24 protein-coding genes and 1 riboswitch are annotated in these 26,855 nt (G+C 43.9%); of the genes, 19 read left to right on the plus strand and 5 right to left on the minus strand.

Translation table 11 applies throughout. The features are described 5' to 3' along the window. Window positions 1–109 precede the first annotated feature (109 nt). Window positions 110–2,857: a GTP-binding protein gene (locus SLH55_RS16420; RefSeq protein WP_320324019.1), complete on the plus strand. Its 2,748-nt coding sequence runs from the start codon at window positions 110–112 to the stop codon at window positions 2,855–2,857. Window positions 2,858–2,917: 60 nt separating this feature from the next. On the opposite strand, the gene SLH55_RS16425 is transcribed toward SLH55_RS16420, so the two are convergent. Then, a complete protein-coding gene (locus tag SLH55_RS16425; RefSeq protein ID WP_320324020.1) occupies window positions 2,918–3,784 on the minus strand; it encodes an STAS domain-containing protein in 867 nt (288 codons plus the stop codon). 130 nt (window positions 3,785–3,914) lie between these two features. On the opposite strand from SLH55_RS16425, the gene SLH55_RS16430 reads away from it, so the two are divergent. From SLH55_RS16430 to SLH55_RS16440, 3 genes are all read left to right on the plus strand, one after another. Continuing rightward, window positions 3,915–4,742, plus strand: coding sequence for a basic amino acid ABC transporter substrate-binding protein (locus SLH55_RS16430; RefSeq protein WP_320324021.1), 828 nt, complete (start codon window positions 3,915–3,917; stop codon window positions 4,740–4,742). Window positions 4,743–4,902: 160 nt separating this feature from the next. Continuing rightward, window positions 4,903–5,559, plus strand: a complete 657-nt coding sequence (locus tag SLH55_RS16435) for an amino acid ABC transporter permease (RefSeq protein ID WP_219168069.1) — start codon at window positions 4,903–4,905, stop codon at window positions 5,557–5,559. Next, window positions 5,556–6,278, plus strand: coding sequence for an amino acid ABC transporter ATP-binding protein (locus SLH55_RS16440; RefSeq protein ID WP_320324022.1), 723 nt, complete (start codon window positions 5,556–5,558; stop codon window positions 6,276–6,278). The genes SLH55_RS16435 and SLH55_RS16440 overlap by 4 nt, the downstream gene beginning before the upstream one ends. Window positions 6,279–6,453: 175 nt before the next feature. Here SLH55_RS16440 and SLH55_RS16445 read toward each other — a convergent pair whose 3' ends face one another. The 4 genes from SLH55_RS16445 to SLH55_RS16460 are packed head-to-tail and all read right to left on the minus strand — an operon-like array spanning window position 6,454 to window position 10,213. Then, on the minus strand, window positions 6,454–6,984 hold the full coding sequence (locus SLH55_RS16445; RefSeq protein ID WP_320324023.1) for an RNA polymerase sigma factor: 531 nt from the start codon (window positions 6,982–6,984) through the stop codon (window positions 6,454–6,456). 17 nt (window positions 6,985–7,001) lie between these two features. Further along, the gene (locus SLH55_RS16450; RefSeq protein WP_320324024.1) at window positions 7,002–8,957 is read right to left on the minus strand and encodes a DUF6449 domain-containing protein; all 1,956 of its coding nucleotides are present in this window, start codon (window positions 8,955–8,957) and stop codon (window positions 7,002–7,004) included. Beyond that, on the minus strand, window positions 8,929–9,831 hold the full coding sequence (locus tag SLH55_RS16455; RefSeq protein WP_219168004.1) for an ABC transporter ATP-binding protein: 903 nt from the start codon (window positions 9,829–9,831) through the stop codon (window positions 8,929–8,931). The genes SLH55_RS16450 and SLH55_RS16455 overlap by 29 nt, the downstream gene beginning before the upstream one ends. Then, window positions 9,818–10,213 (minus strand): GntR family transcriptional regulator, encoded by a 396-nt coding sequence (locus SLH55_RS16460; protein ID WP_219168003.1) that lies wholly within the window; start codon window positions 10,211–10,213, stop codon window positions 9,818–9,820. Before SLH55_RS16460 ends, SLH55_RS16455 begins: the two co-directional genes overlap by 14 nt. Before the next feature lie 197 nt (window positions 10,214–10,410). On the opposite strand from SLH55_RS16460, the gene SLH55_RS16465 reads away from it, so the two are divergent. From SLH55_RS16465 to SLH55_RS16535, 15 genes are all read left to right on the plus strand, one after another. Continuing rightward, entirely contained in the window at window positions 10,411–11,196 is a 786-nt protein-coding gene (locus SLH55_RS16465; protein WP_320324025.1) for an ABC transporter ATP-binding protein, read from the plus strand. 3 nt (window positions 11,197–11,199) lie between these two features. Further along, entirely contained in the window at window positions 11,200–12,819 is a 1,620-nt protein-coding gene (locus SLH55_RS16470; protein WP_320324026.1) for a hypothetical protein, read from the plus strand. Window positions 12,820–13,045: 226 nt separating this feature from the next. Then, on the plus strand, window positions 13,046–13,861 hold the full coding sequence (locus tag SLH55_RS16475) for a ZIP family metal transporter (protein ID WP_219168000.1): 816 nt from the start codon (window positions 13,046–13,048) through the stop codon (window positions 13,859–13,861). An 82-nt stretch (window positions 13,862–13,943) separates the two neighbouring features. After that, entirely contained in the window at window positions 13,944–14,486 is a 543-nt protein-coding gene (locus SLH55_RS16480; protein ID WP_320324027.1) for a histidine phosphatase family protein, read from the plus strand. Window positions 14,487–15,177: 691 nt separating this feature from the next. Beyond that, entirely contained in the window at window positions 15,178–15,504 is a 327-nt protein-coding gene (locus SLH55_RS16485; RefSeq protein WP_320324028.1) for a thioredoxin family protein, read from the plus strand. Between the two features lie 214 nt (window positions 15,505–15,718). Next, window positions 15,719–16,261 carry an RNA polymerase sigma factor gene (locus SLH55_RS16490; protein ID WP_320324029.1) on the plus strand — a complete coding sequence of 181 codons (543 nt, stop codon included), beginning with the start codon at window positions 15,719–15,721 and terminating at the stop codon, window positions 16,259–16,261. Continuing rightward, the gene (locus tag SLH55_RS16495; RefSeq protein WP_320324030.1) at window positions 16,242–17,396 is read left to right on the plus strand and encodes a DL-endopeptidase inhibitor IseA family protein; all 1,155 of its coding nucleotides are present in this window, start codon (window positions 16,242–16,244) and stop codon (window positions 17,394–17,396) included. Before SLH55_RS16490 ends, SLH55_RS16495 begins: the two co-directional genes overlap by 20 nt. 186 nt (window positions 17,397–17,582) lie before the next feature. Further along, entirely contained in the window at window positions 17,583–17,882 is a 300-nt protein-coding gene (locus tag SLH55_RS16500) for a hypothetical protein (protein ID WP_219167996.1), read from the plus strand. Window positions 17,883–17,949: 67 nt separating this feature from the next. Beyond that, window positions 17,950–18,048, plus strand: a riboswitch (TPP riboswitch). 72 nt (window positions 18,049–18,120) lie between these two features. Beyond that, window positions 18,121–18,717: an energy-coupled thiamine transporter ThiT gene (gene thiT / locus SLH55_RS16505; protein ID WP_320324031.1), complete on the plus strand. Its 597-nt coding sequence runs from the start codon at window positions 18,121–18,123 to the stop codon at window positions 18,715–18,717. Window positions 18,718–18,861: 144 nt separating this feature from the next. Beyond that, window positions 18,862–19,464: a DedA family protein gene (locus SLH55_RS16510; RefSeq protein WP_320324032.1), complete on the plus strand. Its 603-nt coding sequence runs from the start codon at window positions 18,862–18,864 to the stop codon at window positions 19,462–19,464. Window positions 19,465–19,641: 177 nt separating this feature from the next. Beyond that, window positions 19,642–20,403: a threonine/serine exporter family protein gene (locus SLH55_RS16515; protein WP_320324033.1), complete on the plus strand. Its 762-nt coding sequence runs from the start codon at window positions 19,642–19,644 to the stop codon at window positions 20,401–20,403. A 39-nt stretch (window positions 20,404–20,442) separates the two neighbouring features. Next, the gene (locus tag SLH55_RS16520; RefSeq protein WP_219167992.1) at window positions 20,443–20,898 is read left to right on the plus strand and encodes a threonine/serine exporter family protein; all 456 of its coding nucleotides are present in this window, start codon (window positions 20,443–20,445) and stop codon (window positions 20,896–20,898) included. Between the two features lie 103 nt (window positions 20,899–21,001). Continuing rightward, the gene (locus SLH55_RS16525) at window positions 21,002–23,173 is read left to right on the plus strand and encodes a beta-propeller domain-containing protein (protein ID WP_320324034.1); all 2,172 of its coding nucleotides are present in this window, start codon (window positions 21,002–21,004) and stop codon (window positions 23,171–23,173) included. Between the two features lie 126 nt (window positions 23,174–23,299). Next, window positions 23,300–25,057, plus strand: coding sequence for an ABC transporter ATP-binding protein (locus tag SLH55_RS16530; protein WP_413787104.1), 1,758 nt, complete (start codon window positions 23,300–23,302; stop codon window positions 25,055–25,057). Continuing rightward, window positions 25,050–26,831 (plus strand): ABC transporter ATP-binding protein, encoded by a 1,782-nt coding sequence (locus tag SLH55_RS16535; RefSeq protein ID WP_320324035.1) that lies wholly within the window; start codon window positions 25,050–25,052, stop codon window positions 26,829–26,831. The genes SLH55_RS16530 and SLH55_RS16535 overlap by 8 nt, the downstream gene beginning before the upstream one ends. Window positions 26,832–26,855: the final 24 nt, after the last annotated feature.

A 26,855-nucleotide genomic window follows, 5' to 3' on the forward strand; every position in this document is an offset into this window, starting at 1 on the left:
TTGAAAAGGAAATGAAATTTTATCACCGTGTATTTCTGTTAGAATGATAGCAATAGACAAGTCTGTGAGGTTCCTGAAAATGAGGGACCCACATATAACGGAGGCCATTATGACAGAAGAAAAATTACTGATGGAGAAGTCATTTTATCGAACTTTCTTAGTAGATGAGAATACGAACCGTCATCCAATTGAAGTACTTGGAGGAGCATTTGTCGAAGAACAGCAAAATGAACCATATGATTTAACGTTCATCCGCTATGCTCAAGGGGAGGTCTATTTTCACAGCAGGGACTATGAAGCGGCCATCTTCAAATGGGAAAGCATCCTCAATGAACTCGAGCCATGGGCAAAGAAGAACATTGCGGATTCTTACTATGAGCTAGGAATGCTGTCTTCAGCTGAGGATGTTTATACTGCCATTCAAGCGGAAAGTACCGTTTTGACAATGGAGGTTTCCCTTCAACTATTCTCCTTGTACATTGAGCGAAATAAGATAGAATCCGCCTACCGTACAATCGAAAAAGCCTTATCGGTCCAACCGGATTATCCGAACGTCACTGAACTTGCGAGGGCTTTTTATGAAGATCAACAGGATTGGAATAAAGCAGTGGAACTCGCGGTTCAGGAATCCATCCGTACCAAGGACCCTATATGGTTCATGATACTGAAGGAATACGGGGATCTCGGCTATACGAATTCATTTGCGCCTACTTATTTCTACGATTTGATGATAGCGGTGTATGAAAAGGACCGTAAACAATTCAAGGATTTAATAGATGCCCTGTGGTCAAGCTATAGGAGCCAATCCTCTGCACAATTGATCGAATGGATGCAGACAGTCAATACGATTTTTGAATATGTGGAAGTCCTTCCGAACGAGTCATGGCAGGATATCCTTACCCAGTTCCAGGAAACGTACATCGGCTTTCTCGAAGGCGATTACCTGGTGAAAGATCTGGAAGGCTTCATGCCGAATATGCTGACCAATTGGCTTAAAATAAGCCGGGACGATCAGCCTCTATTCCCTGCCGCCGCCGTATTAGCCTGGAACGAAGTCTTCTCTTACAGCATGGAACCAATGGTGAAGGAAGAAGCCGAAATGATCCTGTTAGAAGGTGAGTCCTATCATGCGCGTTTCGAAGACATCGTCCTGTTCTTGAATAAAATCATCCAGTGGTCCGAACGAAACGAGGCGCCGGTGGGTTACAAAACCCAATGGATTGCAGAACAATTGATGGATCTGAGTGAGCATCATCTATTGATTGCAGGAAGTGCCTCCAGCGGGAAATCTTCTTTCGTTCAATCCGTCCTGGGTGAGAGTGTGGGGGAAGCTGAAGATTCAACCATCATTTACAGCTATCATGATCAGCAGGTAGAAGTGAAGGAGATTCACGATCAAGGTGTTCATCAAGTCGAAAGCATCGCTGATTTTGAAGAATTGATGCAAAGGGAAGCATTTGTCGAGTATAAGCTTCCGTCTGAATTCCTTAAGAAAAATGGAACGGCCATCATTGATGTTCAAACAGGAAAGAGAAAGCTGGATGATCTGACTGCCTTTTATCCTGCCGCCGATGGACTGCTCTATGTGTTGAATGCAGATGCTCCATTTAACGCAGAAGACCGTCAGACCTTACGGAAATTAACAGAGATCGGCCAGCCGGTGAACGTTCATTTCCTGCTGAATAAAATGGATAAAGTATCCCACACAGAACGCACAGAGGAGATCATTGAATCGGCAAGGGAAAAAGCCCGTGAATGGTTCCCTGATGCAGAGGTCTTACCATATTCATCCCTGGAAGCTGTCCATCTGCAGCGAAAAGATGTAGAAGCATTCATCAAGGGGCAATATATGGTGAGCAGCAGTGCCCTTAAAAACGAACGGGGAAGCAAACTGTTCTATTTAGTGAGAAAAACCTTAAGGGATTTATATTCCAAGCGAAAGAATCGTGAAAATGAATTAAAAGAGAGCATCGAGAAGAATGAAGATATCCTTTCACGTCTGAACGGATTTGAGAACTATTTGGGAGATATGCAGAGCGAGAAGGTGTCTATCATCAAGGATTCTTTCCATAAAAAGAAAGAAGCGATGAAGAAGGAAGTCTATGAGAAAATCCCATCTATCCTTAGCGGCTGTTCCGAATTGATTAGCGAAGAGAGTGACTTCAAACAGATTCATACGGAATTGAACGAAGCGATGAATACAAGGATACAAGAGTATATCCAAGAGGACCTCATGCCCCGTTATGTTACATCACTCGAAGATTGGCTTCTGTTCTCCAGACAGGAGCTGCAAGACAGTCAGAACTATTTGCTCGAAATGAGTGAAACGTTTAACGGTCTATTCGGGAGAGATAAAGTCGTTCTACAATGTGACTTTCAGGTAATCGATGACTGGAGACGGGACGTCAGCAGGATGGGGACAAGAGCACAGATCGATAAGGAAAACATCCTTCTGCGATTTAAACCGGCTCAGTTCCTATTGAAAAGCGCCGGGAAGCTTCTCGGTGTCCTGCCCCAGAATAAGACATTATTGTACAATCAGTACAAACGTTATTTAGAGAACGAAGACTATCAGGACATTACCGAATCCGTTGTGAATAAGTTCTTCCTTCAGTTTGATTTGTTCGAGAAATCACTGCAACAGGACGTTCATTCATTCTTCCAGGAGCCTTTCACTCAATTGAAAGTAACCATCAAAGATACAGAAACCGAGATTTCAACTGACCAGGATTCACTAGCGAAAATGAAAGCAAACCCAGAACGATATTTCGACCCAATCACTTTATTCGAAGTGAAACTGCTTCAGCATGAATATATGGTGAAAGCAAGCTATAAAGCATCCCATCATTATTCATAAGGAAAAAGACTGATTCTTAGGGAGTGATTTCCCTTTAAGAATCAGTCTTTTTTATATTGCCTACACGTGCATGGTGACTGTGTTTTCCTGAATGACGCTTGCAATGATCCGCTCCAGTGAATTTTCAGTTTGGATTTGTGAAAAATCCAGTCCCAGATGAATGGCCGTTTGGGCGACTTCCGGACGGATGCCGGTGATGACCGATTTCACGCCCAATAAGTTTAACGCATCGATCAGGCGGAAGATTTGCTGAGCCACCATGGTGTCCACCAGGATCACCCCCGATAGGTCAATGATCAGCATGGATAGATGGGAATCGGCGCTTTGCTGTAATGTAGTTTCTACGATCAATCGTGCCCTGTCCGTGTCGATATCCCCGATGATCGGAAGCAATCCCACTTCAGAGGTTAAAGGAATGACGGGTGCACTTAATTCTTTGATTAAAGTAGACTGGGCCTGCAGCCTGTTCATCAGGATGGACAGAAACCTCGAAGTGAACGTCTCCAGCACATAGTCCAGGGCGAAGTTAATCTTACGTTCCCATTCGAACACCTCTTTCAATTGAATGTTCAAATCGGTTTTCTCTTCTGTGAACTTTTCTACATATGTCCAATAAACCCTTCGAAAAACACCTCCATTGCGAACCACCTCATCCAATGTTGTGGTGGATTTACTGCGGTCGGTAGCGGTTTCCTTCGTCCAATTGTAGATCAATTCCTTTGATTGCTCGTTCGAAAGCAACAGACATTGTGCAAGGATCTTTACATAATTGGAGTTTTGCTCTTTCACTTTGTTCAGAACCTCAGGTGCAGAATCTGGAGAATAATGCGATCCCGTTTTAATATTTTGTAACTTGAGCCAGTCTTCTGTAAATTCTTTCGCATGGTCAACTAAGTATTCATATAAATGAGACGAATGAGTATTCATAAATGCTCCCTTTGTCATTGACTTATTCTTCTATTTTGGAACCTTCAAGAAAGCCTGTCAATAAATAAGAGTGGAAACAAATATGTATAATTATAAATATTAGAAAAAACAAAAAATTAGGGGGTCGACCATGAAGAAGAAAGTCAGGGGAATTTTTCTAGTATTATTAATGAGTATGGTAGGACTTATGACTGCTTGCGGCAGTGATGAAGCAAGCAGTGGAGGAGACGGCGATAGCGGAAAGAAAGAAAAACTGGTCGTTGGAACCGATGCAGCCTTTGCTCCATTTGAGTATATGGATAAAGGAGAGGTAGTCGGGTTCGATATCGATTTCCTGGATGCGGTGATGAAAGAAGCCGGTTATGAATACGATGTGAAAAACATTGGGTGGGATCCGCTTTTCGCAGCTGTTCAAGGCGGTAAGGAAGTAGATATGGGAATTTCCGGGATCACGATCAATGATGACCGGAAAGAAACATTCGATTTCTCCAATCCGTATTTTGAATCCACTCATATGATCATGTTTGGTGAAGGTGTGGATATTAAAAGCGCCAAAGATCTAAAAGGAATGAAGATCGGGGTTCAAAATGGAACGACCGGTCAAGAGGCAGCAGAGAAAATTGTCGGACAGAACAGTCCTGATATTTCTAAATATGAAAACAACGTAGTCGCCATCACAGCATTGAAACAGGGGCAAGTGGATGCTGTCGTGACGGATAATACAGTAGTGAATGAATATGTGAAGAACAATCCACAGGATAATTTCAATACAGTGGAAGATCCGGAGAATTTCGAGTCTGAATTCTACGGCCTGATGTTTCCGAAAGACAGTGAGTTAAAGGCTGATTTCGATAAAGCCGTTAAAGAAGTGATCGAAAATGGTACATATGCAGATATATACAAAGAATGGTTTGGTACAGAGCCGAACACTGACGCTTTATTAGAGCAAGCAGAATAAGATTAAGAGGGGCGTAGTGAAGGGAATATCAGATCTTCTCAAATAATAGGGAGGTCATATTCCTTCTTCACCCGCCCCTTTTATATGAGTCTAATTACTTACTACTTGAAAAGGAAAGCGGAATATTTGCCGCCGACCAGACAAAAGGAGTTATCGTATGCTGGATTTCAGATGGGACATTATCGGGGAATACTTACCCTTCTTTTTAAAGGGAGCGCTATTAACAATCGGTTTATCTGTAGGGGCCATTGCTCTTGGATTGATCTTTGGACTACTTATGGGGATCTTTCGGATTTCACCCTATTTGCTCGTCCGGACACCTTTCATTTGGTACATAAACTTTTTCAGGGGAACGCCGCTATTCGTCCAAATTCTCCTGATCCACTTCGGTGTCATGCCGGCATTGATGTCAGAAATCAATCCGGCTGTGTCTGCCCTGGTGGCTTTGACTTTGAATGCTACAGCTTATATTGCTGAAATTTTCCGCGGGGGCATCCAGTCCATTGACAGAGGGCAGATGGAAGCGGCACGCTCCCTGGGGATGACCAATATCCAGGCCATGAGGTACATCATCATCCCTCAGGCATTCAAGCGGATGATCCCACCACTTGGGAATGAATTCATCGTACTACTGAAAGACTCATCCCTGGCAGCGGTCATCGCGGCACCGGAGCTCATGTATTGGGGACGTGCCATGCAGGGGCAATATTATCGCGTATGGGAACCGTATTTAGCCGTCGCAGTGATCTATTTAATCCTTACTCTATCTCTTACGTATCTACTAAACTATATTGAGCGGAGGATGGCAACCGAATGATTAAAGCAGTGAATCTTAAGAAATCCTTTGGAGAATTAGAAGTGTTAAAAGATATCAATGTCAAGATCGACCCACAGGAAGTGGTCGTGGTGATAGGACCTTCCGGGTCGGGGAAATCAACGTTCCTAAGGTGCCTGAACCTGCTGGAGTCGATTACCGATGGACATGTCTATATTAAAGACAGGGATATCACTGACAAACAGACGGACATCAATAAAGTACGGACAGATGTGGGAATGGTCTTTCAGCAATTCAATCTGTTCCCTCATAAAACCGTGATTCAAAACATCATGTTATCACCGATGAAAGTGAGGAAATGGTCAAAGGCTAAAGCGGAAGAGAAGGCATTGGAGCTTCTTGAAAAGGTCGGTTTGGCAGAGAAAGCCTATGTATATCCCGATTCTTTATCTGGAGGACAGAAACAGCGGGTGGCCATTGCCAGGGCGCTTGCCATGGAACCGGAAATCATGCTGTTTGATGAGCCGACTTCAGCCCTTGATCCCGAAATGGTCGGAGAGGTTCTCGAAGTCATGAAGCAATTGGCGAAAGAGGGGATGACAATGGTGGTCGTAACTCATGAAATGAGATTCGCCAGGGAAGTGGGGGACCGCGTGATTTTTATGGACGGTGGATACATCGTCGAGGAAAACAGGCCGGCAGAGCTTTTTGGAAGTCCAAAACACGAGCGTACACAGGCGTTTTTGAGTAAAGTGTTGTAAAATTCGTCGAATGAGGGGCGAAAGTTCATAAAGGATGAGCCCGATTGGCCAGTTTGTTTTCAAAATCGGAGGCTTTTATTTTCAAAAATAGAAAAATATTTTCAAAACCAAAGCATTTATTTTCAAAACCCATTTTCCATTAAAAAAAGGAGCCTTCTCACCGAGGCTCCTTTTATTATGCCGATACTTTAGTATAAATGACTGAATACAACTGCTTCCTTCCCCGGTGAAAGCGGGTTTTGACCGTGGAGGCAGACAGATTCAGCTTGAGGGCGATTTCGCTGTCGCTCATGTCTTCTGTCACTTTCAACGCCATGACTTCCTGCTGAGTTCTCGGCAGGGTCTTTATATGATCTTGGATGCAGCTCTTGAGGAAGCGAACTTCGATCACACTTTCCAATGACTGGTAATCCTGGATGGAATGAAGTTCTTCTTGATCTTCCATGAAGACCTCCTGACATTTAGACCGTTTTCGTATGACATCGATCGCCGTACATCTTGCGATCGATGTCAGCCATGACTTCGTTTTGGTCACATCCAGGAGGGTATCAATTTTTAAATATGCTTTCAAGAAGGTTTCCTGGACGATATCCTGTGATAAATGCAGATCCTTCGTTATGTTGTAAGCAATGTGATAGATCAGCTTATGGAATTGTTCATACATCCCTTCATAGGTGAGGGAAGGTGGTGATGCTAACGTGTCCATATGGTCACCTCTACTTTCTATTCTTCAAATTTTTCTTTGATAAAGGATGGTGCATCTTCCTTAGATAAGCCATACGTATCGATTCTTCCTTCGTTTTGAAACTTGAGGATTAGGGTGTAATCATTCGGATCATATTCGAGCTGATTCATGATGGCTTCGATCTGTCCGGTCTCCTTTACTTCAATGGCCTTTCCCTCTTTTTTGAGCTCTGCAACGGCCTGTTCAACGTTTTGGCCAGAAACCACATCGTAAGAGTTCTGCTCAGAAACATACATCCATTCAATATCAGATGCCTTGAATGTCAGTTCTTCTAAATACCCTTTTTTCTTAAGCCATGATATAAATTCTTTGTTATGAGGTTTCACTTCAGCATGGGCCCACATATCATCAGACAAAAGGAGTTCAACGTTATAAAGGTTGACTTTGCGACGTTCTTCAAATGACTCATCGTAGGTTTCTTCTTTCAGGATGGCGATGGCTTCACGAATTTCATCTGGATTAGAAATGGTAGCGCTGTGGGTGTTGCCCATTTCGTTATAAATCGTGAGTTTATCGACCTGACTCGAATCAATACCATAAATTTGTTCGGTTTTCTCTTTATAGCTCTTCATTTTGTAAAGCGAAGCATATTGAGATTCCACATTTTCTGTATTAACCCAGTAATTCCGTACAAGCTTATGCCCATTTTTCAACTTGTAATAAAGAAAAACCTGGGTCTTCCTGTCTGACTGTGTGTAGTGAGCTTGATTGTCCAGTATTTCCTTATGAAGATCCAAGACAGCCTGAATCGTTTTCGGATCCTTTATGAAGGGATCCTTGATGAGGTTTTCAGGGTTATCTGTCAGGGAATAAAAGGTATCACTTACGTGGACAGTCTCTACATCCGCCATGTCAGGGACTTTCTTTTCATAGTTAAATAGATCGAATCGTATGCCGATGCCAACTAGAATCATGCAAATGGCGAATCCTGCATATCCCTTCCAGTGACGGAATACTCTCCAGTGCTTCTCTAATATCATTTGTCCAATATAGTAGCCGATGAGTGACCCGAAGAAATAACCGAAAATGGTCCAGAACGGTGATTGGTATACCCCATTGAAGTACATTCCCCCGAAGAGCATGAAGCAGAAGGAGATTCCGTATTTGAACAATGGTCTCAGGATAGGGTGAACGATTGCCTGAGAAGCAACCTCCACTTTTCTTGATTGATAGAGAAGATAGGATAATCCATAGAATACGAGTGTGATCACCGTGAACATCAAAACGTCTGAACCGGTGAATAGGTTGTCTTCCAAGTACGCCGCTTTGATGAGAGGGGAGTATTCCTCCATTTGTACACTGAAGAAATAGTCCTCTGGAAATCCGTACAGGAAATTTTTCAGGCTGTAGCAAATCAGTACAAACATCCCTGCCGGCAATAATAGCAGGATATATGTCAGAGCACCTTGAACGGCGGTCAGCCCCGTGATCATAGCCACAAAGGTAGAGAACGTGAACAAGAGGAGGTTCACGAGAATCGTGGTGCCGCACCAGATGAAAATGTCATCGATCCCAATGAATTCATGAAGATCCGTGAGTGTATAGAGAGACAGCAAGATGACCGTATTCAACAGGATAGGAATGATGAGAAGTCCCAGTCCCGTCCCTGTAAAATGGAAAAATAGCTTTCTGCGATGAATCGGGAGACTATGTATGAAATCCCCGGCTTGTTTCACATGCAGATAACGGAATAAGAACAGTGAGAGAATAACAGGGATAAACAGCATCAGTCCCACTTGTATCGGGTATTGAATCATAAATAGATTGTGTTCAATTGTAATGGGATAGGATTGATCGTCACTGGACAACCGGCCAAGAATAGCGATCGGTAACGAAAAGAGTAGTCCAAGGAAATAGACAATACCCACCCAACCAGCATTGCGAAGACTCAGTATGATGACTTCCTTATTGATCCATGATGTTTTGGATGGCATAGCCGACGTCCTCCATTTCATAAACAAAGATTTCTTCCAGTGTCAACGGCAGCATATCGAAGATGACCGGCTGATAAGGTTGAATGATGCTTCTCACATGATGTTCTTCACCGCGGACGATGCAAAGGGAAACACTTCCCCGGGTCTCTGAATGCAAGAGCTCGAGCTTACTGAAGAGATTCTTCGGGATTTCCCCTTTGAATGCCAGCTGCACTTTATGAATGCCGGACTTCAAATCATCAAGTTCCTTCTCCAATATGAATTTCCCTTGATGCAAGATACCGATATGATCACAAATGTCCTCCACTTCCCTGAGGTTATGGGAAGAGATGATAATGGTCATGTCCCGATTGGCCACTTCAGAGATAAGGACGCTTTTGACCTTTTTCCTGACAACGGGATCAAGCCCGTCCATCGGTTCATCCAGGATCAGGACTTCCGGTTGTGTGGAAAGGGCAAGGATAAAAGCGGCCTGACGCTGAACACCCTTTGAAAACTTATGAAGCTTTTTATGGGGATCGATCCCGAATACGCTGCTTAAAGACTTGTATTGTTCTTCATTCCATTTTGAATATGTGTTCTGATTGAAACGGGCCATCTGATCAAGCGTATAATGAGCAAAGAAAAATGGTTGATCGGGTATGAAAAACAGAGTCTCTTTCTTCGGGATATTTTCATAAACAGGCTGGGAATCAACTGATATCTCTCCGCTTTCGGGCCTCAACACTCCTGAGATGGTCTTCAGTAATGTGGTCTTTCCGGCACCATTGGATCCAAGCAGGCCGTAGATCGAACCTGTTTGAACGGTGAAAGAAATGTCATGGATGATTTTCGTGCCTTCAAAGGCTTTATTTATGGCTTTAATCTCTATCATCGGCTTGATTACCTCCAACCGTTGCTTCAATTTCTGAAATCATCTGTTTTAAATCTTCAGATGTGATCCCCAGATAAAGGGCTTCCGACAAAAGTTTCGACAACTCTTCTTTTACTTTCATGATCTTCTCCGCGTTTTGAATGTGACTTGAAGGATTAACAAAGCTACCCCGTCCTTTCACCGAATATATAAACCCTTGGGTTTCCAGTTCCCTGTAGGCTTTTTGGATTGTGTTTGGATTTATCGTCAGCTGCTGCGCCAGGGCACGAACGGAAGGTAATTGTTCGTCAGGCTTAAGCACTTCATTGATGATGAACTCTTTCAGTTTCTCCACTAATTGTTCATAAATAGGCTTACGGCTTCTTAAATCAAGCTCAAACATATCCACCCTCCAAACTGTATGTAGTGTACTAGTTATCTTAATACAGTTAGAGTATATATCAGGTTCTACCAGTTTGGGAAGGGGGAAATGAAAAAAAGATAAAATCCTTAAAATCTGAGAATACTTCATGTATAGATGACCATAAAATGGAATTTATGTTAGCATATAGGCATATCTAAAGAAAAAAGGGGATTTCTATGGACGTTCGAGAACCGATTTTATCCATCAGGGATTTGAAGAAGAGATTTGGGAGCAAGGAAGTATTGAAGGGCGTCCAACTGGATGTGTATGAAGGACAGATCATTGGCTATATCGGGCCGAATGGTGCCGGGAAAAGTACGACCGTCAAGATCATTCTTGGGCTGGAAGAGGGGTATTCGGGTCAGGTGAAGCTATTTGGGAAAGATATATCTGATAGTTCCGTAGAATACAAGAAACGGATTGGCTATGTGCCGGAGATGGCGGATCTTTATGATAATCTGACGGCAAAGGAGTATCTCACATTCATCGGAGAGCTGTACGGAATGGAGCGGGAAAAGGCACAAGGAAAAGCGGAGAAAATGATTAAGTTGTTTGGTCTTTCCGATGTGTATGAATCGAGAATCGCATCGTACTCGAAAGGGATGAAGCAGAAAATCCTGATCATCTCGAGCGTATTACATAATCCCGATGTTTTATTTTTGGATGAGCCCATCAATGGGCTGGATGCCAATTCCGTCATGATTTTCAAAGAACTACTCGCACAGCTTGCAGCACAGGGAAAGACAATATTCTATTCCTCCCACATTATGGATGTGGTTGAAAAGATCAGTAATCGCATCGTCCTTTTACATAACGGACAAATCGTCGCAGATGGCAGTTTTGGAGAATTACAGAATCAGAACATGGAAGGTTCTTTGGAGGAAATTTTTAACCAACTAACAGGATTCAACGAACATAAGGAAACAGCGGCGGAAATTGTTTCTGTTGTCCAAGAGGTGTAGGGCATGAAGGAATTTCGTACGCTGCTGTTTATGGATTGGTTTCAAGGGTTATTTACAAAGCTGGGGTTCGATTACCGGTTATTGAGAAGCATTCTTCAAGTCAAACTGACGATGGATCAAAGACGTGTGCCGACGATCTTTCAGCAACAGGGGAGAAAGCAAGGGAAAGATGAAAACCGCTTTATTAAATCCCTTTGGGTGTATGCCCTGTTTGGATTATTTGTTCTCCCTTTCATTCTGATGGGAGATAACTATATCTTTCAGATGAGCATCACCTTTACTGTACTGATTTTCATCGTCATGACCTCCATGATATCCGATTTTTCTGTGGTCATACTGGACATGAGGGATCATACGATTCTCTTTACAAAGCCGGTCGAAAGAAAAACCATCAGCCTGGCTAAAACGCTTCATGTGTTTATCTATCTGTTTTTCCTGACAGGTTCTTTGACCGCGATTCCTTTGATCGTAGGGTTGATCAATCAAGGATTTGTATTCTTTATGATTTTCCTTGCGGGGATCATCCTGATGAATATTTTGATTGTCGTGTTGACGGCCATGCTTTATTATTTTATCCTGCAATATTTTGACGGTGAGAAGCTGAAGGATATCATCAACTATGTTCAGATTGGTTTATCCATCGGCCTTGCCGTGGGGTATCAGATTGTCGCCCGTTCCTTCGAGTTCGTTGATTTAACGGTTGCTTTCACACCAAAATGGTGGAATATCTTTCTGCCACCAATTTGGTTCGGTGCCCCGTTTGAATGGTTGTTAAACGGTAATCACCAGATGATGATCCTGATCCTTTCGGGTATCGGCATACTGTTTCCATTCATTGCTCTTTTCGTCTACGTGAAAGCATTGCCGACCTTTGAGAAGAATCTTCAGAAATTATCTTCACATGGCGGGAAAAAGAAGAAAGCTCCTGTCCATTTCGGGGATGGTCTCATGAAGGTTTTGTCCAAATCGAATGAAGAAAGGGCGTTTTTTCGATTTGCCCATTATATGATGAAAAATGAGAGGGAATTCAAGTTGAAGGTGTACCCGGCCCTCGGGTTTGCGATCATCATGCCGTTCATCTTCATTTTCAACGGGTTGATGGATGGGACGAGGGAGGATTTACTGACTTCAAGTATGTATTTATCCATTTATTCAAGCTTCATCGTCATCCCGACAGTCGTGATGATGCTCAGCTATTCAGGGAAATACAAGGGATCCTGGGTGTACAAAGTAGCACCTGTCAAAAGCAGGGCTTCCATCTACAAAGGTACGTTGAAGGCGTTTCTTATGAAATTGTTTCTACCTTTATATGGGCTATTGAGCATTGTATTTATCTTTCTATTTGGTTTCCGGATATTGTCCGAAATCATTCTGGTCTTCATAAGCGCCTGCATCTTTACCGTCATCTGTCTAGGGTTGATGAGGGGGACACTGCCATTTTCCGAAAGCTTTGAAGGCATACAGCAAAGTGACAGCTGGAAGGTAATGCCGTTCTATCTGATTGTTGGAGTGTTTTTGGGGCTACATTATCTGGCCCTGCAGATTCCGTTTGGTATTTTGGCTTATCTCATTGTATTATTCTTTACCAATCTGATCTTATGGAAAAAAGCCATCAGGGATTGATGGGATAAACACCCTTGCCGTATAAGGCAGGGGCGTTTTATTGGTATACACTATATGAAAGTATGGAAGAATAAGCGATACAAACACATTTCGATTCGGATGACATATATATAGAAAAATAATGGCCCATGGTAAATAGGTCGTATAGCATTTCCTTTGACAAAGAAAGTTTCCTTGATGCAAGATGATAGTATTCAACATGTTTGATCGGAGGAGAGTGGTTCATATGTTCATAGACTGGTTAAGTGGATTTAATCCCACTGTACAGGCGCTGTTCGGGGGTCTCGTCACATGGGGATTGACTGCACTTGGAGCTGCCACGGTTTTTTTCTTCACTAAAATTGAGAAGCATACGTTGAATATGATGCTCGGGTTTGCTGCAGGTGTCATGATTGCCGCGTCGTTTTGGTCCCTGTTGGCCCCTTCGATAGAGTTCAGTGAGCAAAACGGTCAGATTCCATGGCTGGCACCTGCCATTGGATTTTTACTAGGTGGACTTTTTATCAGACTTTTAGACTTTGTCGTACCCCATTTACATTTAGGGAACGAATCTGAAAAAGCTGAAGGCCCCCCAACAAAATTTAAAAAATCGACCTTATTATTTTTAGCGATCACTCTTCATAATATTCCGGAAGGGCTAGCCATCGGCGTTGCTTTTGGAGCTGCATCGCTCGGACTTGGAGATGCGACGTTAGTGGGAGCCATCGGGCTGGCGATTGGAATCGGTATTCAGAACATGCCTGAAGGGGCTGCGCTTTCCATCCCGCTAAGGGGAGAAGGGATGTCCCGTCTGAAATCCTTCCATTACGGCCAGCTTTCAGCCATCGTAGAACCGATTGCAGCCGTCATAGGAGCTGCAGCCGTCCTGATGGTACAGCCGCTACTGCCTTATGCACTCGCATTCGCAGCCGGTGCCATGATATTCGTCGTCGTGGAAGAGTTGATACCGGAATCGCAATCCTCAGGAAGTACGGACCTTGCTACGCTAGGATTAATGCTTGGCTTCGTCGTGATGATGATTCTGGATGTTTCTTTAGGTTAATACGATACATGTAAGCATGCGTCCTAAACGCATGCTTTTTCTCTTCCCAAAACTTGTATAATGGATCTGGGAGGGGATGCGTATGAAGGTTGGTCTCATAAGGCATTTTAAAGTAACAAGGGGATATCCGGCTTCGTTTGTATCAAGTGAAGAGCTGATGAAGTGGGTGGAGGAATATGATGCGTCAGAAGTGGTAGAAAACCTGGTTGACCTTCAAGATATTGTTTGGAAAGGCTGTTATTCCAGCGATTTATCAAGGGCGAGGGTTACAGCTGAATCAGTTTATGTAGGAGAAATCTCTTATCTAAAGGAGCTGAGGGAAATCAGATTATCTCCGCTCTTCAAGTCTAAGAGGAAGCTGCCACTTTTTCTACATTTGACATTCATCCGATTGGCCTGGTGGTTCAACCATCGTTCCCAGCCGGAAAGTAAAAGGGAAGTCAAGGAAAGAATCAGTGGCGTGGTCGATCGGATCATTCGTGAAGGAGAAGATGTACTCATTGTGGGTCATGGGGGAATCATGATGTATATGAGAAAAGAATTACGTAAACGTGGATTTACCGGACCGTCCTTCAGAAGGCCATCTAATGGAACGTTGTATGTGTACCAAGACAGGACAGGATGATTCATTTATAAACAAGGCTGTTTTCGCAAAGATTGTTGCTATTCGCATTCAAAACTAAGATTTGCGATGCTCTGTCATTTGAGTTGTGGTGCAGGAGGGTGAAGGGAACAGTCCCGCTTTCCACGGACGTTCGGCCGAGCCTCCTCAGCAAAAACCGCTTCCGGGGTCTCGGCACGCCCGTTTTCCGTAGGAGTCTACGCAGTTCCCTTCACCCTCTAAAGTAGTAAGTAGTTGACAGAGCAAAATGGTTTGTGACCATCAGTTTAAAAAGCGTAAAGGACTATAAAATAAAATCAGTCACTGCAACAATGGAAAAGCAGTGGCATACGCAATCTCCACATATTCTTTGTGATAGTCAAACTTTTCGTCAGTTGATTCTCGCTGCAGGTGTTCGACTCCTGCGGGAAACGCTGGACAGTAGGAAAAGCGGAGGCGGCTTGTTTAGCCCCGACAAGCATAAGATGAATGGGCTAAGAAGGCGTTCTTTTGCCTTCTTGGGCCATTTAGCTTATGACCTCGAGGGGCTAGCCGCCGTAGCTGGACAGGTGAGACCCCGCAGGCGCAGCCGAGGAGGCTCACCGCCAGCCCCGCGGAAAGCGAGCACCTGTAGCGGAAATCAACCGCCACTCGCTACATCTAAAAGCAACAATGTTTACGAAAACAGCCATAAACAAAGAAAGGAGAGTGGAAAGTGGAAGATATCCATTCTTTAGAAGCCATTAAGAAAGTGCTAGAATCTGAAAAGCTTGTATTGCTATACATATCAAGACCTAATTGCTCGGTCTGTCATGCACTCCTCCCGCAGGTTGAGAGGGTGTTGGAGGATTTTAAATCGGTGGTATCTGTTCATGCCGATGCAGAAGAAATCCCGGAAATCGCAGGAGAATTCTCCATCTTCACTGTACCCGTCCTGATTATGTTTGTAGAGGGGAAAGAAATGTTCAGAAAAGCACGCTTCGTGCCAATCGACGAACTCCAAAGCCAAATGTCCCGCCTCACGAAGATGTTAGACAACTAAACAAACGTTTGATTAAGAGAGGAAAGGATTGAATTGACAGGCGTAAAAGAGCTAAACGGTCGTTTAATAATCAAAAAAATAATACATTATTAAAAGTAAGAGCCGAAGTAATTATGACGGCTCTTTTTCTTTTCGAGTACAGATTTTTAAAAGTTATTGAAACCATTTAAGCACCAGTAACGACTAATAGATACAGTAAAGGGGGGGACGCCCATTGAAAGAAGATCACGATCAACTGGAAGAGTTATATGAAACATATTTCCATGATGTATACCAGTACTTATTTTATTTCACGAATAATTCATCCGAAGCAGAGGATTTAACTCAGGATACATTTATGAGAGTCTTCAAAAGTTATCACAGCTTCAAGCATCAATCTTCAAAGAAAACATGGATCATATCCATTGCACGAAGAACAGCCATTGATCATTACCGAAAGAGGAAGCTTATCTCCCTTCTTCCCGACGTCCTTCTGAATTTAAGGAAAAGTGAGGAGGGCCTGCCGGAAGAAGAGATGGAGAAGAACGAAGAGTGGGAAATGGTTCAGGCTGCCCTTTCAAAGCTGAAGCCTGATTATCGAAATGTGGTCATTTTAAGGGGATTAAGAGAATACTCCGTCAAAGAAACAGCTGAAATCCTCGATTGCAAGCCTTCTAAAGTAAAAGTAGATTATCACAGGGGTATGAATCTGTTGAAAAAATTAGTGGGAAATTCCAATTACAAGGCGGTGCTGGTAAATGAACGAAAAATCCAATGATGACGTATTACAATCTTTGAAAAACCGACCAGTCCCTGCTCCGCGCAAAGAGTTTAAGAGAGAGTTGAAATCGAAACTATTTGATGAAATGAATAGTCAAGAAAAGAGTGCGAAGAAGTGGGGGAAGTTGGTTCCGAATTTAATGGCTGCTGCCTTTATATTGGCGGGGATATTCTTGACAATTGAACTGATTGGCGTTGGAAGGGACGGTCAAAACGCTTCGCAGGAGCAAGACGCCATGGTGACTCCAGCTTCAAATGAACCCACTGAGTTGAATGAACCGACGGCCGATAAACTGATGGCAGCAGCGTATAATCGATATGATTTGATCCTTAACGATAAAGGGACTGCTGAAACCTTTGAATATAAAGGGGAGCGCTACCGATTTATGAGTGAAGAATTTGACTCAAGAGATAAAGTGATCCATTTCCTGATAGAGAGCTTTACGCCGGATGCGGCTAAACAGCTGGCGGAGGATCTCCCCTTTATAGTCTATAAAGGAAAGCTGGCACAGCCCGATGTATCTTATGAAACCAGTTATCAATGGAGCAATACTACTGCCATTAAGGTGAGAACATCAGAATCGATGAGTGATGTAACTTACGAAATACCGGTTTCGGAAGGTTCCCGGGAAGTGAATGTCCAAAGGTTCAGGTTGATTTATGATAATGGATGGAAGTTCAGTGTGGTGATGCCCTTCTCTTTTAGAGAAGTCAAGAAAGAGACCAGTGAGTGGAACCTCAGTCTGACATCAGAAGAAGAGTCGGTCTATCAAGTGTTTTCCCAAGATCCAAAGGAAGAACATTTACACGGGTTATCCCCCATCAGCATAGCAAAGTTGTATGTCCAGGCATCACTGGACGAACGACATGACCTTGTCTATGAAATGTACACAGACAGACCGGATTATATTCGATGGACAAAAGAAGAGGACGAGAAGTTTCCCCGAGCGGACAGGGTGACGAAGGAAAGTATATTACGTGTCTTCAAAGGAATCGATAACGGTGAATTTATTCAAACAAGCGATATGGATGGATATATTAAGTATGATAATGGTGGTGAGGGAGATATGGGCTTTCAGATGGTAAAGGATGAAGACGGCTATTGGAACGTAGGATTCATGCCAATTCAGTAGATATTTTAAGAGGACTCCTTCTTGAATGAAAAAGAACAAAGTAAATAACAAAAATAGAGCTGCTAAAAATGGGTATTATGACACACGTCCATTAGAGTAGCTCTTTTGTCATGGTTCAGTAAATAGGTATATAATAGAGAGTATACGAGTATAGTAGTCATGAAGAAATAAAAGGGGGCTAGATGAATGATCAGATTGTCCAGGACAAAGAAAGTCATGTTACTCGGTATCGCAATCATCCTCATAATAGTAGCCAACCGGATTTCCACTGTGCAGCACCTGACAGCAAGGATCGCTACCAAACTGTATGTGAGCCTTAAGTATCAGGACCTTGATCTTGAATATCAAAACGTTGAATTCTCCCCTCAATTTGGAGATTATTCTGTAGCGTATAAGGACAAGGATGGAAAAGTATATGGATTCATGGTCACCCCTAAGTCAATGCCCGTCATTATCCTTCATGATCCTCTCAGAGAGACACCTTAAGAAAAGAACCTTTCATACTTTAATTCTATCAATCTTCATGTATAATAAATCTTAACAACTTTATAAACGTTACCACAAGGGGAGCGAAAGCTGAGAGTGAACAATCTGTTCTGACCCTCTGAACCTGTTAGTTAGGACTAGCGTAGGGATGTGGAAAATAAGCCTATTTATGCTTATTTCAATGCATGCACTCAGCCTCCTTATGGTTTCGTTTCATTACCTAAGGGGGATTTTTTATATGAAACACACTCGACTCATTGTATTACTTGAAGCGTCATTGATGGCAGCCTTCGCCGTCATCCTTGATATGATGCCTTCTATTAAGCTGTCACCGAGTATCTCTATTTCAATTGCCATGGTTCCGATCTTTCTATTATCTTATCGACGTGGATGGAGAGCAGGACTAATGGGAGGATTTCTATGGGGAATATTGCAGATTGCCCTTGGAGATGCCTGGATTGCGACACCGGTTCAAATGGTAATAGAGTACTTCATCGCCTTTGCCTTCATTGGTTTTGCCGGTGTTTTTGCGGGGAAGATACAGGCAGCATTAGGAAAAAGCAGACGATCCAAAGCCATTCTGTGGGTAGTGATTGCGACATTTGCGGGAAGCCTCGCCCGCTATTTCTGGCATTTCATCGCAGGGTTTGTGTTTTTTGCCGAATACGCCCCTGATGATATGTCGCCGCTGCTCTTCTCTCTCATAGTAAACGGCATCACCATGCTGGGTTCGGCTGTTTTATGTTCCATTGTATTGATGATCATGGTCAACATGGCGCCAAGACTGATCAAAGTACGGACGCACCAGCAGGAAATCAGCCGAAAGGCATCATAACATTACTGGGACTGGTCTGATACATGACCGGTCTTTTTTTGTCAATACACCCCAAGTCTTAGAGGGAATTACTTCCGCGGTTTCTGTTGGAATTTCAAGATCTTTATTATATTGAAGATACGATAATATGCAGGAGTGAGTGGGATGTCGGAATGGATCATACGTATTGCAGAAGAATGGGGGATATGGGGTGTATTGTTTTCTCTATTTATTGAAGGAAGTGCTTTTCCTTTTTTTGGAACATTTTTCATCGTGACGATGGGATTCATCCTCGATTTAACCTGGGTGGAAATCGGAGTCATTTCAATAGCTGGAAGCTTTTTATACACCATGGGAAGTTATATACCATACTATATCAGTTTTAAACTGGGGGAGAAGATAGAGGGGAAGCTCAAGCCAAAGAAGCTGGAGAAGCTCAGATTGGGCCAGGAAAAGTTCAATCGATACGGAATTTGGAGCGTAGCGATCGCAAGTCCACTTCATTTAGGGAATGTCATCCCCTTCCTTGCAGGCATGGCGAAAATGGATGTGAAGGCCTATTCCCTCCTGACGATGCTCGGTATTGCTCCTTCCACTTTCCTGTTTTTGAGTATAGGAAAGTTATATGATGGGGAGAAAGATGTGATACTTGAAGTGATTGAAGACTATCAAGTGTTGGTCCTTATTGGTTTTGTGGTGGTAACGGGTGCGTATATGATGTTAAAAAGAAATCGCAAGAAAAAGGATTATTCGAGAAGTCTGGATTGACCCGAAAGGAATTCCGGCTCATAAAAGAAAAGTTTCAGAACATATTTCGATAAAATCAACCTCCCCCTGTTTTTTTGTATATTTATATCCACGTAAAATCTTCCTCTTACTCATTGCTTACACCACTGCTTTCCTATACACTAGACCTATTCAAAAAAGCGCGTGTGGAGAGATCATATGGAAGCAAAAATGATAAGAAGATACGACATTATGGAGGTCAGCCTGCTGGCAGGGAAGATCATGCTGCAAAGCGGGGCGGAGACGTACCGCGTCGAGGATACGATGATGCGGATCGCTGCTTCGTTTGGGATATCCGAATCCCACAGCTATGTGACGCCTACGGGGATCATTTTCTCGATTGAGACCTCAGAACCGACGAAGACAAAGCTGATCCGGATTAATGAGAGGTCAACGGATCTTGAGAAAGTGACTCTCGTAAACAGTATCTCGAGGCAAATCAGTCAAGGTCATTTGACCCTTGAAGAAGCGTACAATGCCCTTGAGAAGTTGGATCAATCCGATTTATCCTATTCCTTCCTGATTCAGGTGGTGGCGGCAGCAATCGCAAGTGGATGCTTCCTCATCATGTTCCAAGGGGGATGGAATGACTTCCTGCCGGCCCTGATCACTGGCGGGATCGGATTCACAAGTGTGATCTATTTACATCGTCTCGTTCCGATCAAGTTCTTCGCCGAGTTCCTTGCCTCCTTCATCATCGGCATGGTGTCATTCGGGTTTGTCCATCTCGGGATGGGGCAGGAGTTGGATAAAATCATCATTGGATCCGTCATGCCCCTGGTTCCAGGCCTCCTGATCACCAATGCCGTCCGGGATTTAATGGCAGGACATTTGGTATCGGGCCTGTCAAAGGGCGCGGAAGCCTTTTTAACGGCATTTGCCATCGGGACGGGTATTGCCGTTGTGTTTACTTTAACGTAAGAATATATTGTCAATCTATAAAGATAGGGGTGAAAAGGGATGCTCATCATCGAACAATTAGTGACCAGCTTCATTTCCGCCGCCGCATTCGGGATTATCTTCAACGCTCCAAAGCAGTCCCTCTTCAAATGCGGAATTGTTGGTATGCTGGGTTGGATCATCTACATACTCATGAGTTTAAATGAAACCGACACGGTACTTGCCACATTACTTGCCTCCTTTGTCGTGGCGGTGGTCAGTCAGGTGTTTGCGAAAATGTATAAAACCCCGGTCATCATCTTCTCTGTCGCCGGGATCATCCCCCTCGTACCCGGGGGACTTGCGTACGATGCCATGAGAAACTTCGTACAAAACGACTACAATGCCGCCATCAATCTGGCAGCCAAAGCCTTCATGATCTCCGGATCCATCGCCATCGGACTCATCTTCTCCGAAGTCATCAACCAGGTCATCCGCAACGCACGCCTGAACGCAAGTGCGAGACGTATGAGATAGAGGGACGGACCTTGCTTTTTTGTGAGGTCTTTTTTTTATGCATGTAACCATTCGTGATCCTTGACGTCTAATCAACAAATAAGACATATAGGAGGGTCATGCTATGAGTAAGAAAACGTATCTGCTCATTGTTCTTGGGGTTGTTCTTCTTGTCGGTATTGGAACCTTTCTGTACACTCAAAGACCTGTTGTGAAGGCGGAGGGAAGATGGGCGGAAGATCTCCTTATAATGGAGAATGACTCATGGAAACTACAATTTTCCACGCCTCTTAAAAAAGATACGGTAACAGCGGAAAATATTTATGTGAAAGACTCCGATGGGCGTGATGTCAATGTCACTCTAAAGCTCAGTGAAGACCGCAAATCATTACAGGTACATGCACCGAATGAAGGGTATCCCCTTGAACCTCTAAGCTTCACGCTTCATATTTCTCCAAACGTAAAAACCAAGTGGGGATTATCCTACTCCGGGGATACAGAGATCCCTTTTGCAGTCACTTCTCAATTACCGGGCATTCAGTCCCGGGAAGCCCTGGCGGAATACTTCAAGAAAGTCCTGAAAAGGAACAAGGAAAATACGAGGTTTTCTCTGTTTGGAAGGGAAGAGAAAATGGAGTCAAAGTCTTCAGAGGACAGCGCTTCAGGTGAATCTTCCCAAGCGGGTTCCGATTTTTCTACAACGAATAATCAGGTTCAAGGCGTAGACGAAGGGGATCTGGTAAAGACAGATGGGGGGTATATCTATCAATTGACCGACCGGAGACTGTTGATTACAAAGGTTAAGCCCCGGATGGAGGTTGTATCCACCATTATCTTCAAAGAACATGTGCAGCCGCACCATCTTTTTTTGAACGGAGACAAAGTGCTTGTCATTGGAAACAACTGGTCACCGCCTTTTAAAGAAGGTGATCAAGGAACACGATCTAAGATTATGCCGGTTGAGGGCATGACGGTGGCGTTCTTGTATGATGTTTCGAACAAAGATAAGCCGTCCTTGCAAAGAAAGGTGGAGCTTGAAGGACAGTATCATTCGTCCAGGAAAATGGATTCTACTGTCTACTTGATTTCCAGTATGTATCCAAACTACTGGATGCTTGAACAGGATGATGAGCTTGATGTAAGACCAAGGGTGAGGGATAGTTTGAAGGACGGTGAGTCAGAGCCGATTCCATATGAGAACATCCGATACTTCCCAAAATCCACTTCTCCCAACTATACCTTAATGACGGCTTTGGATATGGAAAATCCGAAAGCGCCCCTTACCGTCGATTCCTATCTTGGTGGAGGAGATGCAGTGTATATGACAAAAGAGAACTTGTATATCGCCGCAGAACAATACGAGGAGGACGGATGGGCTTCTCCTGATACAGATATTTATAAATTTAGAGTAGAGGATGGGGAGATCACATTCACCTCATCAGGAAGGGTAGAAGGAAGAGTATTGAACCAATTTTCCATGGATGAGCACAGAGGGTATTTTCGGATTGCCACGACCGATGGAGAGGCTTGGAACAATGACTCACCTTCTTCCAATGCACTATATATACTGGATGAAAACATGAAAAACGTAGGAGAAGTAACGGATTTAGCCCGTGGGGAGAAAATCTATTCTGTCAGGTTCATGGGAGACAAAGCGTATATAGTGACCTTTAAGCAAGTCGACCCATTATTCGTCATCGATACGGAAGATCCAACCGATCCAAAGGTGTTGGGGGAATTGAAGATCCCGGGTTTCAGTACGTACCTTCATCCGATTGACGATCGGCACCTGATCGGATTCGGGTATGATACGAAAGTGGTTAACGATGGTAAGGAAGCAAATATCGAACCGAGGATCACAAGGAAGGGGATGAAGATATCGTTATTTGATATTACTGATTTTCATCATCCGAAAGTAACGGACACCGAAATCATCGGAGGGGCCGGGACCCATTCTACCTTACTGGAGGACCACAAAGCCTTGCTTCATGAGCCATCAAGAAATCTATACGGTTTTCCAATCTCTGTTTACAATGAAAAGGAGGGAAGCCAGCATGAACTGGACTTCGACTATCAAGGTGCCCTTCTTTATGAAATCACTCCTGAAAAAGGGATTGTGTTGAAATCGAAACTCGCAGAAGAAGGAAACAGAGACAAAGAGTACTATGAACAGTGGGAAGACCAGATTCAAAGACTGATCTATATTGATGATCTGCTCTATACTGTTTCGAATCGCTCTATTACTTCTTACTCTATGGACGGTTTCAATAATATCGACACAGTAGATCTTAACTAAAACATTGACAGAAGAGGCCGCAGAATATCGTGGTCTCTTTTTTTGATCCATGGTTTCCGTAAGGCACGGACGGCACTTCCAACTACCACCCAGAATAAAAAAACGATATGATGATACATATAAATAATGGCAGATAAAGTTAAGAGGGGTGTTCGTTTGAAGGTCATACGTTTCTTAAAGCCTTACCGGGCTGCCATGGCCGTTGCCTGGAGTTTAATGCTGGTAGAGCTTGCCGTAGAATTATTGAATCCGTTGTTTATGGCACGGATTATTGATGAAGGGATACTGAATAAAGATTTGGACGTCGTGTTGAAATGGGGCTTCATTATGGTAGGCATGTCCCTCATTGCCTTTATTTCAGGAGTGACGAATTCCTTTTTTGCTGCATATACGAGTCAGGGGTTCGGCTTTGACGTACGTGAAAGCTTGTATAAGAAGGTTCAGTCGTTTTCATTTGCAAGTTTTAGTAAGCTTCCAGCCTCTTCTCTCATCACGAGGATGACGAATGATGTAAGGCAGCTGCAAAACACGATTTTCATGAGTCTCCGGATTATGCTCAGGGCTCCGCTGCTTGTAGTGGGATCAACCATCATGGCACTGATCGTCGATGTCCGGCTTGCTCTTGTATTAGTCATCGTCATTCCAGTGTTGTGGCTATTTCTGTTATGGGTTCTGAAACGGGGATGGAACCTGTTTGAACGAGTCCAGTCAAGACTCGATAAAGTGAATGAGGTCATGAAGGAAAACCTTTCGGGAATGAGATTGATTAAAGCGTATACGAGAAGTAAATATGAAGAAAGCCGTTTTCATGGAGCGAATGAAGATTTGAAGGATCGAACGGCTGCTGCCCTTCGTTTCATGGAAATCATCATGCCTCTCTTGATGCTTGTGATGAACCTCGCCCTTCTCTCCGTTCTATGGTTTGGAAGCATTGATGTTGCCTCAGGCGGGGCGAAGGTCGGGGAAGTCGTGGCAATCGTCACGTATGTGACAAGAATATCTTCAGTTTTTTCTATTTTCTCATTCATCATAACCAGTTTCTCAAGAGCGAGGGCTTCGGCTGAGCGGGTAGAGGAGGTGCTTGCAACGGAAATCGATTTGAAGGATGAAGAGGAAGTAGATCAGAATAACAAAGTGACCGGTGGAGAGATCACGTTTAAAGATGTATCATTCCAATATCCATCCACCCGTGAAAAGGTCCTTCAACAGCTATCCTTTCATGTGGGGATGGGCCAAACCGTTTCCTTACTGGGAGCTACTGGATCGGGTAAAACCTCTCTGTTTCAGCTCATCCCCCGTCTTTACGATGCAACGGAAGGGACAGTGGAACTGGACGGACACCCCATCAGGTTGATTCCTCTCGATGAAATCAGACAAAATATCGGATACGTGCCTCAGGAGGTCATTCTGTTTTCCGGGTCGGTTGCTGAAAATCTCCTCTGGGGGAAAGAAGATGCCACGAGGGAAGAAATGATCCAGGCGGCCAAAGATGCCCAAATCCATGAGACCATCCTGAAGCTTTCAAATGGATATGATACGGTCCTTGGTCAGAAAGGGGTCAACCTTTCAGGCGGCCAGAAGCAACGCCTTTCCATTGCCAGGGCACTTATTCGAAAACCGAAGATCCTGCTTCTGGATGACAGTACAAGCGCCCTCGATTTGAAAACAGAATCAAGACTGCTTCAAGCCTTGAAGCGATATGAGTGCACTACCATGATCATCACTCAAAAAGTCAGTACGGCGATGGAATCCGATCGTATCTTGCTATTAGAAGATGGGGTGCTGATCGGCGAGGGCACCCATCAATCCTTATTAGAAGATTCCAGCCTTTATCAACACATCTACCATTCTCAATTCGGAGAGGGGGAAATCCACCATGTCTAGGCATGTACGAAAGAAATTGGGAAAGAGCGATAAGGCGAAAGATGCAAAAGGAACGTTGAGCCGACTCTGGAGCTATCTTTCTGAAATGAAGGTGATATTGTACCTTGTCATTTTAATGGTATTCATCAGTTCCGCGGCAGCCCTTCTTGGACCGTTCCTTGTCGGCAAGGCGATCGATGAGTATATCGTCACGAAGGAAGCGTCAGGATTGGGTGTCTTGGTCATGGTCCTGATTGGGATCTATATCCTGCATTCTATGTCCGTATGGTTCCAGAATTATTGGATGATCGGCGTTGCCCAGGATACCGTCTATCGGCTGCGGAAAGCCCTCTTCCATCAATTGCACCAGCTCTCCATCCCTTTCTTTGACAAACGGAAGCACGGGGAGCTGATGAGCAGGGTGACCAATGATATTGATAATGTGAGTTCAACGTTAAATAGTTCATTCATTCAAATCATCTCAAGTGTCCTTACCCTTGTGGGGACTGTCTCGATCATGCTTTGGCTGAGCCCGCTCCTTACTCTCATCACCCTGATCATTGTTCCCCTCATGGTCTTCGGCATGAAGTGGATCACCAAACGGACAGGTCGATTGTTTAAAGAATATCAGCAGAATATCGGTGAATTAAACGGATATATAGAGGAGACGATCTCTGGCCACAGCATCATTAAGACCTTTTCCCGTGAAGAAACGGCAATCAATGATTTCGGTGAAAAAAATCAAAGGCTGAGAACGTCTGCGTATTGGGCGGATACTTACTCGGGATTCATCCCGAAGCTGATGAATGTATTAAATAATCTCAGTTTTGCAGTCATTGCCGGAGTCGGAGGAATTTTTGCCCTCAATGGAATGATTACGATTGGTGTCATCGTCATTTTCGCTGAGTATGCAAGGCAGTTTACACGTCCGTTGAACGAGCTTGCCAATCAATATAATACGCTTCTGTCAGCGATTGCGGGTGCCGAGCGTGTATTTCAAATCCTGGATGAAGAGAAAGAAGAGAAGGACGAGGGAGATGCTGTGGAGATCGATTCGGTAAAGGGGAAGGTCGAGTTTCAGCAGGTTTCGTTTTCATATGAAAAAGGAGAGCAGACGCTTGAAAATGTATCCTTCTCCATCCAGCCGGGTGAGACAGTTGCTCTGGTTGGACCAACTGGAGCGGGGAAAACGACAATCACCAACCTCCTATCCCGTTTTTATGAGCTGAACGAAGGTAGTATTGAGATCGACGGCCGGGATATCCGCACCATTAAGCGGCAGAGTTTACGGCAGCAAATGGGCTTTGTCCTGCAGGATAGCTTTTTGTTCCAGGGAACGATTGCAGATAACATCCGCTACGGAAGACTCGATGCTGGGGATGAAGAGGTAAAGGAAGCAGCCAAACTTGCGAATGCCCATACTTTCATCGAAAAGATGCCTGGGGGCTATGATACCATGCTAAGAGCTGATGGAAGCGGGATCAGCCAGGGGCAGAAGCAGTTATTATCCATTGCAAGGGCAATCCTTTCCAACCCTTCGATCCTGATACTTGATGAAGCGACGAGTAGCATCGATACGATTACGGAGCTGAGGATTCAAGAAGCCCTCAAACGGTTGATGGAGGGGCGGACGAGCGTAGTGGTGGCTCACCGCCTTAACACCATCCGACAGGCGAATCAGATCCTGGTCCTTGATCAGGGCAGGATCATTGAACGTGGCTCTCACGATGAACTTCTTAAAGAAAAAGGGTTTTATCATGGGTTGTATCATAGTCAGTTGAGGGAGAGTATTTGATGTAAGCGATTGTTGATCAAAATG

The sequence above is a fragment of the Rossellomorea sp. YZS02 genome (assembly GCF_033963925.1).
Lineage (GTDB): Bacteria > Bacillota > Bacilli > Bacillales > Bacillaceae_B > Rossellomorea.